Below are 15147 nucleotides of genomic sequence, written 5' to 3'. Positions count from 1 at the left end.
TTCCGCCAAGCGACCACCTGAGCAACGCAACCACCCACAGGCTTCTAGAAGCAGGAAGCCCCTCGTGCCGCTGGTTCCGGCACGAGGGGCTCCCGCTCAGGGGGTCACTTCCCCAGCTTGGCGGCGTCGAACTCCTTCTGGCCGCCGAACAGGAAGTTAATGCCCCAGAAGATCACGCCGATGCCCAGCAGGATCCCGGCGATGATGTACTCCGTGGCCGGTCGCCCGGACAGCGGGCTGGCGAAGAACGCGCAGGTCAGCGCGCCCAGCACGGGGACCCAGGTGGGCGCCTTGAAGTGCTCGTGCTCGACCTTGTCCTTGCGCAGGACCAGGACCGCCACGTTGACCACCGCGAACACCACCAGCAGCAGCAGCGAGGTGGTGCTGCCCAGGTCGGAGATCTCCAGCGAGCTCACCAGGACCACCGCGATGAGGCTGGTGAACAGGATCGACACCCACGGGGTGCGGCGGGTGCGGTGCACCAGGCCGAACTGCTTCGGGACGATGTTCTCCTGCGACATGCCGTAGACCAGGCGGCTGGCCATCAGCATGTTGATCAGCGCGGTGTTGGTCACCGCGAACAGCGCGATCAGCGAGAACAGGATCGGCGGGAACCACGGGGCGGCGGCCTGCACGACCAGCAGCAGCGGGCCGTCGGACTCGGCCAGCTTGTCCGTGGGCACCAGCGTCGAGGTGATCAGCGCGATCACCAGGTAGATCGAGGCGGTGATGGCCATGCCCAGCAGCAGGGCGCGGGGGAAGGTCTTGGTCGGGTTCTTGGTCTCCTCGGCCATGTTCACCGAGTCCTCGAAGCCCACCATCGCGAAGAAGGCCAGCGCGGTCGCCGAGGTGATCGCGACCAGCGGCGTGGAGTCGGTGTTGAACTCCAGCAACCGGCTCGGGTCCGGGTCGACGTCGGCGCTGTGCGTGCCGGAGACCAGCGCGAAGAGGCCGAAGAAGATGACGATGGCCAACCCGGTGAGCTCCACGCAGGTCAGCACCACGTTCATCTTCACCGACTCGCCGACGCCCCGGAAGTTGACCGCGGCCAGCAGCAGCAGGAAGCCGATCGCCACCACCCAGGCCCACGGGGCGATGCCCTCGCCGACGATGGCCTCCAGGTAGTCACCGCTGAAGGCCTGCGCGGCCGACGAGGCGGAAGTGATGCCCGAGCACATCACCGCGAAGGCGATGATGAAGGTCAGGAAGTGCACGCCGAACGCCTTGTGCACGTACAGCGGGGCGCCGCCCGCCTTGGGGTACTTCCCGACCAGCTCCAGGTAGCTGAACGCAGTCAGGAAGGCGACCACGAACGCGACCAGGAAGGGAACCCACAGCGCGCCGCCGACCTTGCCGGCGACCTTGCCGGTCAACGAGTAGATCGTGGTCCCGAGGATGTCCCCGACCACGAAGAAGAGCAGCAGTTTCGGGCCCATCACCTTCTTGAGGCCAGGCTCCTGCGCACCGCCGGGCGCGTTGTCGTTCACGGTCGTTTCGTTGGCCATAGCTGGAAAGTGTGCAGGGTGGTTCGGAGGCCCGTCTGCCCACCCCTGGTCGAACCGCACTGCACCGAGCGGGGTAGGCGTGGCGAACTGCACAATCCGGGAGCTCAGCCGTCGTCGGAAGTGGGGGCGCGGTACCGCCAGAAGGCGGGCAGCAGGGCCGCCGAGACCACCGCGCCGACGACCACCAGCACCCCACCGGCCACCACCGACGTCGTGGTGCCCACCGCGGCACCGGCCAGGCCGTGCACCGTGTCCGCCAGCCTCGGCCCACCGGCCACGACCACGGTGAACACGCCCTGGACGCGCCCGCGCATCTCGTCGGTCGCCGCCGCCTGCATGATCGAGCTGCGGTAGACCGCGCTCACCAGGTCCGCCCCGCCGCCCAGCGCCAGGAAGAGCACCGCCAGCCAGAGCGAGTCCGCCAGCCCGAAGCCGATCACCGCGAAGCCCCAGGCGATCACGGCCACCGTGACGCCCACGCCGTGCCGGGCGATCCGGTGCAGCCACCCGGAGAACACGCCGAAGACGAACGCGCCGAGCGGGATCGCGGCGAACAGCCACCCCAGCGAGGCCCCGCCGCCCGGCGGGTCGCCGAAGGTCCGCTCGGCCATCTCCGGGAACAGCGCGCGCGGCATGCCGAACACCATCGCGACGATGTCCAGCACGAACGACGCCAGCAGCACGGAGTGCAGGGCCAGGTAGCGGAACCCGTCCAGCACGGTGCGCAGACCGGCCTTCTTCGGCGCGCCTTCCTGCGGCGGCAGCGGCGGCAGCCGGAGCACCGCCCAGAGCGCGGCGCACAGCGCCACCGCGTCGACCAGGTACAGCAGCGAGAGCCCGGCCACCGGCAGCAGCACGCCCGCCAGCAGCGGCCCGGCGATCGACCCGAGCTGGAACACGGTGCTGCCCAGCGCCTGCGCGGACGGCAGCAGGTGCGCCGGGATCAGCCGGGCGATGGCGGCGCCGCGGGTGGGCATGTTGACCGCGAAGAACGTCTGCTGCGCGGCGAAGAGCACCAGCACCAGCCACACCGACCGGATGCCGGAGGCGGCGACCAGCCACAGCAGGACGGAGGTGATCGCCAAGCCGCCGTTGGTGACCAGCAGCAGTCGGCGGCGGTCGACGGTGTCGGCGATCGCACCGCCCCACAGCCCGAACACCAGCAGCGGCACCAGGCCGAAGATCCCGGCGAGGCCGACGTAGGCGGACGAGCCGGTGATGTCGTAGAGCTGCTTGGGCACCGCGACGGCGGCGAACTGCGCGCCCACGGAGGTGACGATGTTGGACAGCCACAACCGGCGGTAGGCCGGGTACTGCAGCGGCCGGGTGTCCAGGAAGACCTTGCTCAGCAGGGACTTCAAGGATCGACGGTTCGCTGTCGGAGTTCCGCTGCTGGGCCGCACGAGAGCCAGAGCCTAGCCGTTAGCACCCCTAACAGCACTCGAAAAAACCGCCGTGTGACCGAAGTCAACCAGCAACGCGGGCCGAACGAGCGAATCCCCGACCGAGCAACGACCGCTCCGCCAACCCCGACCACCGGAACGGCGAAAACCCCTGCCGCGCGCGGAGCCGGGACGGGCGATCACGGGGCGAGGCGCTCGACCGTCCAGGACGCGTCGGTGCGGCGGAAGCGGAGCCGGTCGTGGAGGCGGTCCGGGCGGCCCTGCCAGAACTCCACCGAGTCCGGCCGGATCCGCCAGCCGCCCCAGTGCGGCGGCACCGGAACCTTCTCCGCGTCGGCGAACCGGCGCTCGATGCCGCTCAGCGAGGACTTCAGCGCATCCCGGTTGGCCACTACCCGGGACTGCGGCGACGCCCAGGCGCCGAGCTGCGAGCCGCGCGGGCGGACCTCCCAGTACTCCGCGGTCTCGGCCGGGGACACCTTCTCCACGGTGCCGCGCACGTTGACCTGGCGCTGCAGGCCCAGCCACGGGAACGTGGCCGCGGCGACCCGGGTGGACTTCAGGTCGTGGCTCTTGGCCGAGGTGTAGTTGGTGAAGAACACCACGCCCCGCTCGTCGAAGCCCTTGCACAGGACCGTGCGCGAGGACGGGATCCCGTCGGCGTCGGCAGTGGCCAGCACCATCGCGTTCGGCTCGACCAGGTCGGCCTGCACGGCTTCGTCGAACCACAGCTGCAGCTGCTCGTGCCAGGTGGCCGCGAGCGAGGACTCGTCCAGCGCTCCGGCCTCGTATGACACCCGCATCGACGGCAGCGCGACGTTGGCCTCCGACATCCTCTTCCTCCCTGACTCGCCCGGCAGCGGCACGACTCGAACTTCTCCGGCTGCGCGAGCCGGACGGTACGGGTTGGACCGGCCGGCGCGACAGGACCAGGTGGCGCCAGCCACGTACGACGGTAAACGGGATCGGAACGGACGCCGAATCGGCGGTGCTTCGCAATCGATTCCGCAACCGATGCAGTGATCGTTCCCACACCCGTTCGGACGCGAGCCGGTCACCCTTCCTCGTGAAACACCACCAACCGTGCGCAAAGACCATACCGGCCAGAGCGCCGCAAACCAGGCCCGCGATCCGGCGGGATCACGGGCGGGCGGTCCCGGTGCGGTGCAGCCGGTGCAGGTCGGCGGTCCACATCGCCAGCACGAACGGGAACGTCGTCGGCACCAGCCCCAGCGCCTCGACCCCGCCCTGCAGGAGCAGCACCGCCGGGACCGCGACCAGGCAGGACCGCCAGGTGCGCCCGGTGGTCAGCAGGCCCACGACGACCAGCGCGGCGTTGAAGCCGTACACGCCGCTGGCGACGTCCGGCGGGGTGTGCGGCAGCAGCTCGACCGCGGCGAGCGCCACCGCCGCGCCGCAGAACGCGCCCACCGCCAGCCGGAACCGCACGATCGCCAGCCCGATCAGCATCACCAGCCCCGGCAGCCAGCCGCTCATCAGGAACACCTCGGCCTCCGCGCTGAACAGGGCGAGCGGATCGCCGTCCAGCCCGAGCACCGGCGACACCGGGCTCGGCGACGCGCGGATCCAGTCGAAGTGGTGTCCGATGTAGACGATCAGCCAGTAGGTGAGCACGAACGGGGCGGTGCGGGCAGGAACCGTGAGGAGAAGGTCCGCGACGCGCGCCAGCACCGTCGCGACGACCGCCCCCGCGATTCCGACCAGCAACGCCGGGCCGAGCGGCTGGAAGGACGCCACCGTCCCCAGCACCACCAGCGTGGCGTTGAAGCCGAACAGGCCCTGGGATATTCGCTCCCGGGGCACGCGCAGCGCGGTCGCGGTGAGCACCCCGACCGCGCTGCCGACCAGGCCCGCGAGCGCGAACTCCGGACCGGCCAGCGCGAGCGCGACCAGGAACGCGATCCCGGCCGGCACGCTTTCCTGCAGGTACACCTGCGAGACGCCCGCGGGCACGGCGCGCAGCAGCTCCAGCGCGCCGTGCCGCACCGGCGGCGACTTTGCCGCTGCGGTGTCGTTCACCAGCTCCGAACCTCTAGTTCCTTCGCATCCGGGTGGTGCGAAACGGCCTCGGCGAGCCGCCGCTCGGCGGCCACCGCGTCGTCGGCCACGGCGGTGGCCAGCGCCCCGCCCGCGGCCAGCGGCGCCAGCGACCACCAGTCGCCGCTGCTCGGCTCGACCGGATCGCTGTCCCACACCACGGTTTCGGTGACCAGCACCCGCGCCCCGGCCAGGTAGCTGGCGCTCGCGGTGAGCCGCTCGTCACCGATGTCCAACCGCTGCCGCAGCAGCGGGATGCCGCCTCGCACCACGTGCGTCGTGGTGGCCAGCCGCCCCGCCCGCTCGCCGTACCGGCCGAGCACCAGCGTCTCCCGGCAGCGCAGCCGCGCGCCCTCGCCGAGGACGACCGACATCTCCGCCTGGTGGTCGGCCCGCGAGCTGATCACGGTGGCCTCGGGCAGGTACTCGACCGTCCCGCCGTCGGCGACCTCGATGTGCACGGTGGACCGGCTGTGCCCGGCGTGCTGCCCCGGCAGCGCCACGGTCGCGGCGGTGCCGCGCAGCAGCAGCCGCGCGCCGGGGCCGACGTGCACGCGCAGGTCGACCAGGTCACCGCCGACCGGGGTGGCCGCCGAACCGACGAGGTGCACGACCGCGGTGCCGTCGGCGCTGGTGGCGGCGGCCCGGCGGGGCACCATCGTCATCGGGGACTGCGACCGCAGCTCCCGGACGACGCTGCGCCCGCCGCGCCCGAGCTCAACGCTCAGCAGTGCACTCGCGCGCACGCCGCACCACCTCCCGCCGAGCGCAGTTTCAATCGAAACTGCGAACGCGAAGCCACGGCGGACCGCAGTTTCAATCGAAACTGCACGTCACGCACCGACGCCGACCTTGAGCTGCTCGCACACCCAGGCCGACACGTCGGGCGCGTTGGGGGTGCGGGTCAGGGACTGGGTGATCACCGGCAGCTCGCCGCGCATCCGGTGCGCGTCGGAGACCATGACCTCCATGTCCGCCCCGACCAGCTCGGCCAGGTCGATCTTGTTGATCACCAGCAGGTCCGCGGTGGTCACGCCCGGCCCGCCCTTGCGCGGCACCTTGTCGCCGCCCGCGACGTCGACCACGAAGATCTGCTTGTCCGCCAGGCCGCGGCTGAACACCGCGGTCAGGTTGTCCCCGCCGCTCTCCACGATGACCAGCTCCAGGCCGGGGTGGCGCTCGCTGAGCCGGTCGACGGCGTCGAGGTTGGCGGTGATGTCGTCGCGGATCGCGGTGTGCGGGCAGGCGCCGGTCTGCACCGCCTCGATCCGGTCGGTGTCCAGCACGCCGTTGCGGCGCAGGAAGTCGGCGTCCTCGGTGGTGTAGATGTCGTTGGTCACCACGGCGAGGTTGATCTCCTGGCCCAGCGCGCGGCACAGCGCGGCGGTCAGCGCCGTCTTCCCGCTGCCGACCGGGCCGCCGATGCCGAGGCGGAACGGCCGCCCGTGCTGGGGTTCGGCGGTGAACGGGTCGGGTTCGGTGGCGGTCGGGTCGAAGTTGACCGGATGCGTGTGCCCGTGACCGTGTCCGTGGCCGTGTTCAGGAAGCAAAGAGACGCACCTCTTCCCGGTGATGACGATCGTGCGCTTCGGCGAGCAGGTCCAGCACCGGGGCACCGGGGGCGGGCAGGTCGGCCGGGTCGAGCCCGGCGGTCGCCGCCGCCTCGGCGGCGATCCGGTCCAGGTCGTCGGACAGTTCGGTGACCACGGCGTTGGCCGCGAACGGGTCCATGCCGAGCAGCCGGACCACCGCGGAGGACGGCCCGCTCACGGACAGGTACCCGGCGATCAGCGCCGCTTCCTGCGGCCCGGCACCGGCTGTCGCGGCCAGCACGCCGAGCACGATCGGGTGGTGTGGCCGCGGGTTCGCGGCCACCAGTTCGGCTAGCACCGGCGACGGCCAGGCCGCCTTGCCGGCGCGGATCATCCCCTTCCCCTGCGCGCGCGAGGCCTCCCGCTGCGCCGGGGACGGGGTTCGGGCGTCGAGCTCGACGTCCAGCTCCCGCCAGTGTCCGCTCCGGACCCGGCGGGTGGCGGCGTGCGCCGCGGCGGCGGCGAACACCGCCTGCAGGGCACCTGCGGCGCGCAGCCGCCCGTGCAGGAATTCGCGCAGGTCGCCGATCCCGGTGATCAGCCCCCGCGCGGCGGCCTCCTCGACGCCGCCGGAGTGCACGTGCCCCCCGCCGGGGAACCGGGAATCGGCCAGTGCCAGCACCGCCAGACCGGCTCGCACCGCACTCCCCCCTTCCGAACAGGCGATCTCCGCCCGTTCCAGCGATGTGTCCGCGATTTCAATGGAAATCAGACCTCCGATTTCCGTTGAAATCGCGCTGACTCCGGTGCCCCGGCGGCTCAGAACAGGAAGTAGCGCTGCGCCATCGGGACCTCGGCGACCGGGTCGGGCTCGACCAGCTCGCCGTCGATGTGCACGGCGAAGCTGTCCGGGTCCACCCGGATGTCCGGGGTGGCGTCGTTGAGCCGCATGTCCGCCTTGCCGACGTTGCGGGTGTCCTCGACCGCGACCATCCGCGAGCTCAGCTGCAGCTGCTCCGGCAGCTGCGCGTCCAGCGCCACCGGCGCCACGAAGAACACGCTGCTCGCCGCCGCCGCGCGCGGCTGCGCGCCGAAGCTGGGCCGCGCGATGTAGGGCTGCGGCGTGGGGATCGACGCGTTCGCGTCGCCCATCGCCGCCCACGCCGCGAACCCGCCCTTGAGCACGATGTGCGGCCGGACCCCGAAGAACTTCGGGTCCCACAGCACCAGGTCGGCCATCTTGCCGACCTCCACCGAACCCACGTGGTGCGAGATGCCGTGCGCGATCGCCGGGTTGATCGTGTACTTCGCGACGTAGCGCTGCGCGCGGTGGTTGTCCGCGCGGCCGTCGCCGGGCAGCGGGCCGCGGCGGCGCTTCATCACGTGCGCGGTCTGCCAGGTGCGCATGATGACCTCGCCGATGCGGCCCATCGCCTGAGCGTCCGAGCTCATCATCGAGATGGCGCCGATGTCGTGCAGGATGTCCTCGGCGGCGATGGTCGACGGCCGGATGCGGCTCTCGGCGAATGCCAGGTCCTCGGGCACCGCCGGGTTCAGGTGGTGGCAGACCATCACCATGTCGAGGTGCTCGTCGATGGTGTTCACCGTGTGCGGCCGGGTCGGGTTGGTCGACGAGGGCAGCACGTTGTCGTGCTGGGCCAGCCGGATGATGTCCGGGGCGTGCCCGCCGCCCGCGCCCTCGACGTGGAACGCGCTGATCGAGCGCCCGTTGATCGCCTCCAGCGTGGACTCGTAGAACCCGGCTTCGTTGAGCGTGTCGGCGTGCAGCGCGATCTGGACGCCGGACTCCTCGGCGACGCGCAGCGCGCTGTCCAGCACCGCCGGGGTCGCGCCCCAGTCCTCGTGGATCTTGAAGCCGCCCGCGCCCGCGCGCAGCTGCTCCCACAGCGCTTCGCGGCGCATGGTGCTGCCCTTGCCGAGCAGCAGCACGTTGACCGGCATGTAGTCCACCGACTGCATGACCATCCGCAGGTTCCAGGCACCGGGCGTGACCGTGGTGGCCTTGCTGCCCTCGCCCGGCCCGGTGCCGCCGCCGATCAGCGTGGTCAGCCCGGAGGCCAGCGCGGTGTCCACCTCCTGCGGGCAGATGAAGTGCACGTGCGAGTCGATGCCACCGGCGGTGAGGATCTTTCCGTTGCCCGCGATGACCTCGGTGGACGGGCCGATCACCAGCGAGCTGTCCACGTCGTTGTTGGCGCTGGGGTTGCCGGCCTTGCCGATGCCGACGATGCGGCCGTCGCGGATGCCGACGTCGGCCTTGATCACGCCCCAGTGGTCCAGGATCACCGCACCCGTGATCACCACGTCCGGCGTGCCCTCGGCGCGGATCGCGGCGGACTGGCCCATCGACTCCCGGATCACCTTGCCGCCGCCGAAGACGACCTCGTCGCCGGAGCCGGTGGGCCCCTGGCTGCGGTCCTCGGTGACCTCGATCAGCAGGTCGGTGTCGGCCAGCCGGATCCGGTCGCCGGTGGTCGGGCCGAACAGCTCGACGTACTGGGAACGGTCAATGGACGATGTGCTCACCGTGGTGTCCCTCGCCTTTCTCGCCGTAGGTGAACGGGGTGGGTTCGTGGTCGCGGGCGTCGAGCTCGCCCGCGTACTCCAGGCGCAGGCCGCGCACCAGTCGGCTGCCGCCGACCGGCACCAGGTCGACCTCGCGCGCCACGCCCGGCTCGAACCGCACGGCGGTGCCCGAGGGCACGTCCAACCGGTGGCCCCAAGCAGCGGCCCGGTCGAACTCGAGACCGGGGTTGACCGCGGCGAAGTGGTAGTGCGAGCCGACCTGCACGGCGCGGTCGGCTCGGTTGACGACGGTGATGCGGATCCGGTCTCGCCCCGGGTTCAGCGGGATCGGGTCCTCGGCGGTGATGATCTCCCCAGGACGCATGGACAACTCCCCAAACGATGTGTGTTGAGCGGGTCGAGCCCGCGGGTGGCGCCAGATCGCTCAGGTGATCGGGTCGTGGACGGTGACGAGCTTGGTGCCGTCCGGGAAGGTCGCCTCGACCTGCACGTCGTGGATCATCTCGGCGATGCCGTCCATCACCTGGTCGGCCCGCAGCACCTGGCGGCCGCTCTGCATGAGCTCGGCCACCGTCCGGCCGTCCCGGGCGCCTTCCACGACGTGGTCGGTGATCAGCGCGACCGCTTCCGGGTAGTTGAGCTTCAAACCGCGATCCAGCCGTTCGCGCGCCAGCCCGGCCGCCACGTGGACGAGCAGCTTGTCGCGCTCGTGAGGAGCAAGATGCATGAAACTTCTTTAACACACCCGTTTTGGGAACGCCCGGGCTGCCTGCGGTTTTAATGTTGTCTAATTGCCCTGTTGCAACCATTTTTCCGGACTTTTACGCGACTAACGGATTTTTTGAAACTGCTGTGATGCAGTTCATGATGTGACCTTTACCGGCGGCGGGATTGTGCGCCGTCGCGGGCGGGTGCACTGTGGTCCGGACGCCCTGCACCCCGCCACGTCCCGCGCGTCCGCGCACCCGCGCGCACGCGACCTGCGATCGAGACGAGGCAAACATGAGCAGTGCAGCTCAGTCCGAGTTCCGCCCCGGCCTGGAGGGCGTGGTCGCCTTCCGCACCGAGATCGCCGAGCCCGACCGCGACGGCGGCGCGCTGCGCTACCGCGGCGTCGACATCGAGGACCTGGTGGGCACGGCCTCCTACGGCGACGTGTGGGCGTTGCTGGTGGACGGCCGCTTCGGCGACGGCCTGCCCGCAGCCGACGGCACCCCGGTACCGGTCCGCACCGGCGACGTGCGCGCGGATGCGCAGGCGTCCCTGGCGATGCTCGCGCCCGCCCTCGGCTTCGCGCCGCTGCTCGACGTCGACGAGGCCCAGGCCCGCGACCAGCTCGCGCGCGCCTGCGCGCTCGGGCTCTCCTTCGTCGCGCAGTCCGCGCGCGGCGACCAGCCGCCGGTCCCGCAGTCGCGGATCGCCGAAGCGACCACCGCCACCGAGCAGTTCCTGGTGCGCTGGCGCGGCGAACCCGACCCCGCGCACGTCCGGGCCCTCGACGCGTACTGGGTGTCCGCCGCCGAGCACGGCCTGAACGCCTCCACCTTCACGGCACGGGTGATCGCCTCCACCGGCGCCGACGTGGCGGCCTGCCTGTCCGGTGCGGTGGGCGCGATGTCCGGGCCGCTGCACGGCGGCGCCCCGGCCCGCGTGCTGCCGATGATCGAGGAGGTCGAGCGCGTCGGCGACGCCCGCCGCGTGGTGGAGTCGATCCTGGACCGCGGCGACCGGCTGATGGGCTTCGGGCACCGCGTCTACCGCGCCGAGGACCCGCGGGCCCGGGTGCTGCGCAACACCTGCGACCAGCTCGGCGCCCCGCGCTTCGAGGTGGCCCGCGAGCTGGAGCAGGCGGCGCTGGCCGTGCTGCGGGAGCGGCGCCCGGACCGGCAGATCGAGACCAACGTGGAGTTCTGGGCCGCGGTGGTGCTGGACTTCGCCGAGGTGCCCACCGCGATGATGCCCGCGATGTTCACCTGCGCCCGGCTGGCGGGCTGGTCGGCGCACATCCTGGAGGAGAAGCGCACCGGCCGGCTGGTGCGGCCGTCCGCCCAGTACATCGGCCCGGACCCCCGCTCCCCGCAGGACGTCCCGGGCTGGGGCCAGCTGAACCAGCTCATCGCCCCGGTGTGACGCAGGTGGAAGTGCCCCGCCGCCCGGTTCCACGCACCTCTTCCCGGCGTCTCGGCGGGGCATCGACACGGACGATAGCGTGGAGTGGTGGCAGCTCCACCCACCGAAGCCCGACGACGCCAGCTGAACATCGAGTACGCCGAGGCGCTCGAAGCCGACGCGGAGATCAGCGGCCAGCGCTGCGACGACCTCGTGGAGGCGGCGGGGTACTGGCACTTCGCGGAGGAGCACGAACGCGAGGAGCAGGCGCTGGCCACGGCCGCCGAGATCGACGACGGGCACAACGTGCTCAGCGGACGGGCCGCGTACGCCTCGTTCCTGCTGACCCATGGCCGCCTCGAAGAGGGCGAGCGCGCCATGGCGCAGCTGATGCGCGAAGGCTCGGAATGCCCGTGGGCGTACGGGGAAGCCGCCGCGGGGTATCACGCGATCGGCGCTCAGCAGGAAGCGCTGCGCTGGCTCAACATCGGCGTCCAGCGGTTCATCCCGGACGTCGATGCCGCCGTGGAGGTGGGCGATCCCGGCTTCGAGCTGCTCCGCGAACGCGCTGAGCTGCGCCGCGAGCTCGGCCTCCCCCAGGACCAGTACGACGAGCTGCACGCCCGGTCCCAGGAGCGCTCCCACGAGGTCTACGCCCAGATCGAGGAGGTCAGCAGGCAGCGGCAGGCGGCCACGGCGGTCCTCTACTGGCCCGAGGCGGAGTTCGCCGAGGTCCAGCGCCGGTACCCGACCTGGTACCCGGACACCGCGCACGTCGAGCACCGTCGGGAGGTCCAGCGGTCACTCGGGCACCACCCGGGCGCAGTGATCGCCACCGGGGAGCTGGACGCCCTGCTCGCCTTCGCCGAGTCCCGCGAGCGCCCGCCGGACGAGCCGTCGACCCGCGCGGAGTTCGCCGCCGAAGCCGCCCGGCTCGGGCGGACCGTCCCGTGGCCGCCGGGCCGCAACGACCACTGCTGGTGCGGCGCGGGCCGCAAGTACAAGAAGTGCTGCGGCGCCCCGGGCTTCGCCTGAACCTCCCGACCTGCGGTGATCGTGGAACCGCCGCGCAGCGGCCCCCGAACCCGGTGCTGGCCAACCGGCGCGAGCCGCAGTAAGTTGCGGTGCGGCTGTTCGCAGCAGGTACCCGTCACCTGCCGGAAACCCTGCTGCAACACTGGAGCCGAACCGGCAACGGCGCCGGTCAGCAGGCCACTGGCGCGCGGGGGCGAGGTCTTGTCCCCGCACGATCACCACGACAACGCCCGGAGGCGCCGGCATGACGCAGGCCGAGACCATCGACCCGACGACCCTGAAGCTGCCCGACGAGTTCAAGCCCGCCGACGGCCGGTTCGGCTGCGGCCCGTCCAAGGTGCGCAGCGAGCAGCTGGCCCGCCTGGCCGGTGAAGGTGCTGCCGTGATGGGCACCTCGCACCGCCAGAAGCCGGTGAAGTCCCTGGTCGGTCGGGTCCGCGAAGGGCTGCGCGAGCTGTTCTCGCTGCCCGACGGCTACGAGGTCGTGCTCGGCGTCGGCGGCACCACGGCGTTCTGGGACGCGGCGACCTTCGGCCTGATCCGCGAGCGCTCCCTGCACCTGACCTACGGCGAGTTCTCCTCGAAGTTCGCCAAGGCCGCCAAGACCGCCCCGTTCGTGGGCGACCCGGTGGTCGTCTCGGCCGAGCCGGGCGACGCGCCGGAGCCGGTGTCGGACCCGAGCGTCGACCTGATCGGCTGGGCGCACAACGAGACCTCCACCGGCGTGATGCTCGCGCCGACCCGCCCGGCGGGCTCGGAGCACGCGCTGATCGCGGTGGACGCGACCTCCGGCGCGGGCGGCCTGCCGTTCGACGCCGCGGACGTCGACGTCTACTACTTCGCGCCGCAGAAGTGCTTCGCCGCCGACGGCGGGCTGTGGCTGGCCGCGATGAGCCCGGCCGCCATCGAGCGGATCGGCGAGATCGGCTCCTCGGACCGCTGGGTGCCGGAGTTCCTGTCGCTGCCCACCGCGCTGGACAACTCCCGCAAGGACCAGACCTACAACACCCCCGCGGTGGCCACCCTGTTCCTGCTCGCCGACCAGATCGAGTGGATGAACGGCCAGGGCGGTCTGGACTGGTGCGTGCAGCGCACCCGCGAGTCCTCGCGGCGCCTGTACGAGTGGGCCGAGGCCTCGGAGTACGCGACGCCGTTCGTGACCGACCCGGCGAAGCGCTCCCAGGTGGTCGGCACCGTCGACTTCGCCGACTCGGTGGACGCCGCCGCGGTGGCCAAGGCCCTGCGCGCCAACGGCATCGTGGACACCGAGCCGTACCGCAAGCTGGGCCGCAACCAGCTGCGCATCGGCATGTTCCCGGCGATCGAGCCGGACGACGTCACCGCGCTGACGAAGTCCATCGACTGGGTGGTTTCTCAGCTCTCCTGACGACGCAGCGCTGCCGGGGTCCGCACGGGCCCCGGCGGCACCGCTCCGAACACCACAACACCGAGTGAAAATCAACCACTCTCGGTGATATTCACCGAATATGAGTGGTTTTACTCGTTCGCTCGGGCAGCACCTTTCCGGCAAGATCGAAGCCGGGAGGAACGACCAACAGACACGACGTGCCCGGCGTGCCTCCCGCGTCAAGGCGGCGCGCCGGGTTACCGTCACAGCTTGGTGACATGTAGGTCGGTGGGAGGCACGCGTATGCGAGCGCTGCGAGTGGTCGGGCTCGACGAGGACGGTGAATCCGTCATCTGCGAGGACCCGGAGAACGGCGAGCGCTTCACCGTGCCCGCCGACGAACGACTGCGTGCCGCGGCCCGCGGTGACCTCACCCGGCTCGGCCAGGTCCAGATCGAGATGGAATCCCAGATGCGGCCGCGCGAGATCCAGGCCCGCATCCGCTCCGGCGCGTCCGTCCAGCAGATCGCCGAGTCCTCCGGCATCCCCGAGCACCGCGTCGAGCGCTACGCCTACCCGGTCCTGCTCGAACGCCGCCAGATCGCCGAGATGGCCCAGCGCGCGCACCCGGTCCGCGAGGACGGCCCCGACGTGCAGACCCTCGGCGAGGTCGTCGCGCACACCTTCGGCATGCGCGGCCACGACTACGCCGAAGCCGACTGGGACGCCTGGCGCGGCGAGGACGGCAAGTGGGTCGTGCAGCTGACCTGGCAGGCGGGCCGCTCCGAGAACCTCGCCCACTGGGTGTTCCACCCCGGCGCGCACGGCGGCACCGTCGCGGCCCTCGATGACCACGCGGCCGACCTCCTCGACCCGTCGCCCAACCGCCCGCTCCGCACGGTCCGCCCGGTCACCGAGCTGGCGCGCGAAGCGCTCCAGCTCGACCACCAGGAACGGCCCGAGGAACCGCCAGCGGCCCCGACGCCGCCGGAGGCCCCGGTGGCGGCAGCGCCGCCGCTCGCGGAAGCACCGACGCTCGACCTGGACACCGGAGCACCGGAGCGACCGGCGGAGCCGGGAGCCCCGGACACCGAGCAGCCCGCGGCGGAGAGCGCCGAAGGCGCGACCGCCGAGGAGGCGGAGGACGACGCGGCGCGCAAGGCGGAGCCGCGCCGCGGGCGGAAGAGCCACCCGATCGTCCCGTCGTGGGAGGACGTCCTCCTCGGAGTCCGCTCCCACCGCTGACCGCAAGACCCGACGAGGCCGGGGCGAGCACCACGCTCACCCCGGCCTTTCGCTGTCCGCACCCCACCGTGTCACCGCACCCCACCACAGGCGCCGAGGCCCACCACAGGGTTCCGAGGCCCTGGTCGTACACAGTTTCAATTGAAACTGTGGTTCCTCCGGGGTGTCGGAACCCGACATGCCGGAGGCTGCGGGGAACTTCCGCAATTTCAATGGAAATCGGACCTCCGATTTCCATTGAGCCTTTTTCATCTTGTTTCGTGTTGGAGGGTGAGGATGGCTTGGGCGAGGGTGCTGACTTGGTGTGGGCAGCAGCGGACGCGGTCGAGGACGTGCCAGTTTTTGAGGGTGGCGAAGCCGCGTTC

The 15147-nt window shown here is 71.4% G+C and carries 14 protein-coding genes; 4 read left to right on the top strand and 10 right to left on the bottom strand.

Features of this window, described 5'->3' with window-relative positions:
* Positions 1-104: 104 nt before the first annotated feature.
* The 10 genes from F1721_RS03120 to F1721_RS03075 all read right to left on the bottom strand — a co-directional run bounded on the left by F1721_RS03120 (position 105) and on the right by F1721_RS03075 (position 9772).
* On the bottom strand, positions 105-1505 hold the full coding sequence (locus tag F1721_RS03120; protein WP_150065020.1) for an APC family permease: 1401 nt from the start codon (positions 1503-1505) through the stop codon (positions 105-107).
* A 104-nt stretch (positions 1506-1609) separates the two neighbouring features.
* The gene (locus F1721_RS03115) at positions 1610-2866 is read right to left on the bottom strand and encodes an MFS transporter (RefSeq protein WP_246154140.1); all 1257 of its coding nucleotides are present in this window, start codon (positions 2864-2866) and stop codon (positions 1610-1612) included.
* 221 nt (positions 2867-3087) lie between these two features.
* On the bottom strand, positions 3088-3741 hold the full coding sequence (gene pdxH / locus F1721_RS03110; RefSeq protein ID WP_150065018.1) for a pyridoxamine 5'-phosphate oxidase: 654 nt from the start codon (positions 3739-3741) through the stop codon (positions 3088-3090).
* Between the two features lie 307 nt (positions 3742-4048).
* Positions 4049-4948: an urea transporter gene (locus F1721_RS03105; protein WP_170301337.1), complete on the bottom strand. Its 900-nt coding sequence runs from the start codon at positions 4946-4948 to the stop codon at positions 4049-4051.
* Positions 4945-5712 (bottom strand): urease accessory protein UreD, encoded by a 768-nt coding sequence (locus F1721_RS03100; RefSeq protein WP_150065016.1) that lies wholly within the window; start codon positions 5710-5712, stop codon positions 4945-4947. The genes F1721_RS03105 and F1721_RS03100 overlap by 4 nt, the downstream gene beginning before the upstream one ends.
* An 87-nt stretch (positions 5713-5799) precedes the next feature.
* Entirely contained in the window at positions 5800-6516 is a 717-nt protein-coding gene (gene ureG / locus F1721_RS03095; RefSeq protein WP_150065015.1) for an urease accessory protein UreG, read from the bottom strand.
* A complete protein-coding gene (locus tag F1721_RS03090; RefSeq protein ID WP_150065014.1) occupies positions 6506-7198 on the bottom strand; it encodes an urease accessory protein UreF in 693 nt (230 codons plus the stop codon). Before F1721_RS03090 ends, ureG begins: the two co-directional genes overlap by 11 nt.
* Positions 7199-7317: 119 nt before the next feature.
* Positions 7318-9045, bottom strand: coding sequence for an urease subunit alpha (locus tag F1721_RS03085; protein WP_150065013.1), 1728 nt, complete (start codon positions 9043-9045; stop codon positions 7318-7320).
* Positions 9026-9409 (bottom strand): urease subunit beta, encoded by a 384-nt coding sequence (locus F1721_RS03080; RefSeq protein ID WP_150065012.1) that lies wholly within the window; start codon positions 9407-9409, stop codon positions 9026-9028. The genes F1721_RS03085 and F1721_RS03080 overlap by 20 nt, the downstream gene beginning before the upstream one ends.
* Before the next feature lie 60 nt (positions 9410-9469).
* A complete protein-coding gene (locus F1721_RS03075; protein WP_150065011.1) occupies positions 9470-9772 on the bottom strand; it encodes an urease subunit gamma in 303 nt (100 codons plus the stop codon).
* A 275-nt stretch (positions 9773-10047) separates the two neighbouring features.
* On the opposite strand from F1721_RS03075, the gene F1721_RS03070 reads away from it, so the two are divergent.
* The 4 genes from F1721_RS03070 (at position 10048) to sepH (ending at position 14782) form a co-directional block, all read left to right on the top strand.
* Positions 10048-11175, top strand: coding sequence for a citrate synthase 2 (locus F1721_RS03070; protein ID WP_150065010.1), 1128 nt, complete (start codon positions 10048-10050; stop codon positions 11173-11175).
* A gap of 87 nt (positions 11176-11262) precedes the next feature.
* Positions 11263-12189, top strand: a complete 927-nt coding sequence (locus tag F1721_RS03065) for an SEC-C domain-containing protein (protein WP_150065009.1) — start codon at positions 11263-11265, stop codon at positions 12187-12189.
* Positions 12190-12433: 244 nt separating this feature from the next.
* Positions 12434-13576 carry a phosphoserine transaminase gene (serC, locus tag F1721_RS03060; protein WP_150065008.1) on the top strand — a complete coding sequence of 381 codons (1143 nt, stop codon included), beginning with the start codon at positions 12434-12436 and terminating at the stop codon, positions 13574-13576.
* A 264-nt stretch (positions 13577-13840) separates the two neighbouring features.
* Positions 13841-14782 (top strand): septation protein SepH, encoded by a 942-nt coding sequence (gene sepH, locus F1721_RS03055; protein WP_150065007.1) that lies wholly within the window; start codon positions 13841-13843, stop codon positions 14780-14782.
* The last annotated feature ends 365 nt before the right edge of the window (positions 14783-15147 follow it).

The organism is Saccharopolyspora hirsuta (assembly GCF_008630535.1).
GTDB lineage: Bacteria > Actinomycetota > Actinomycetes > Mycobacteriales > Pseudonocardiaceae > Saccharopolyspora > Saccharopolyspora hirsuta.
Note: the sequence above shows the minus strand (reverse complement) of the source record. Positions and strands in the feature narration are given on the sequence as shown.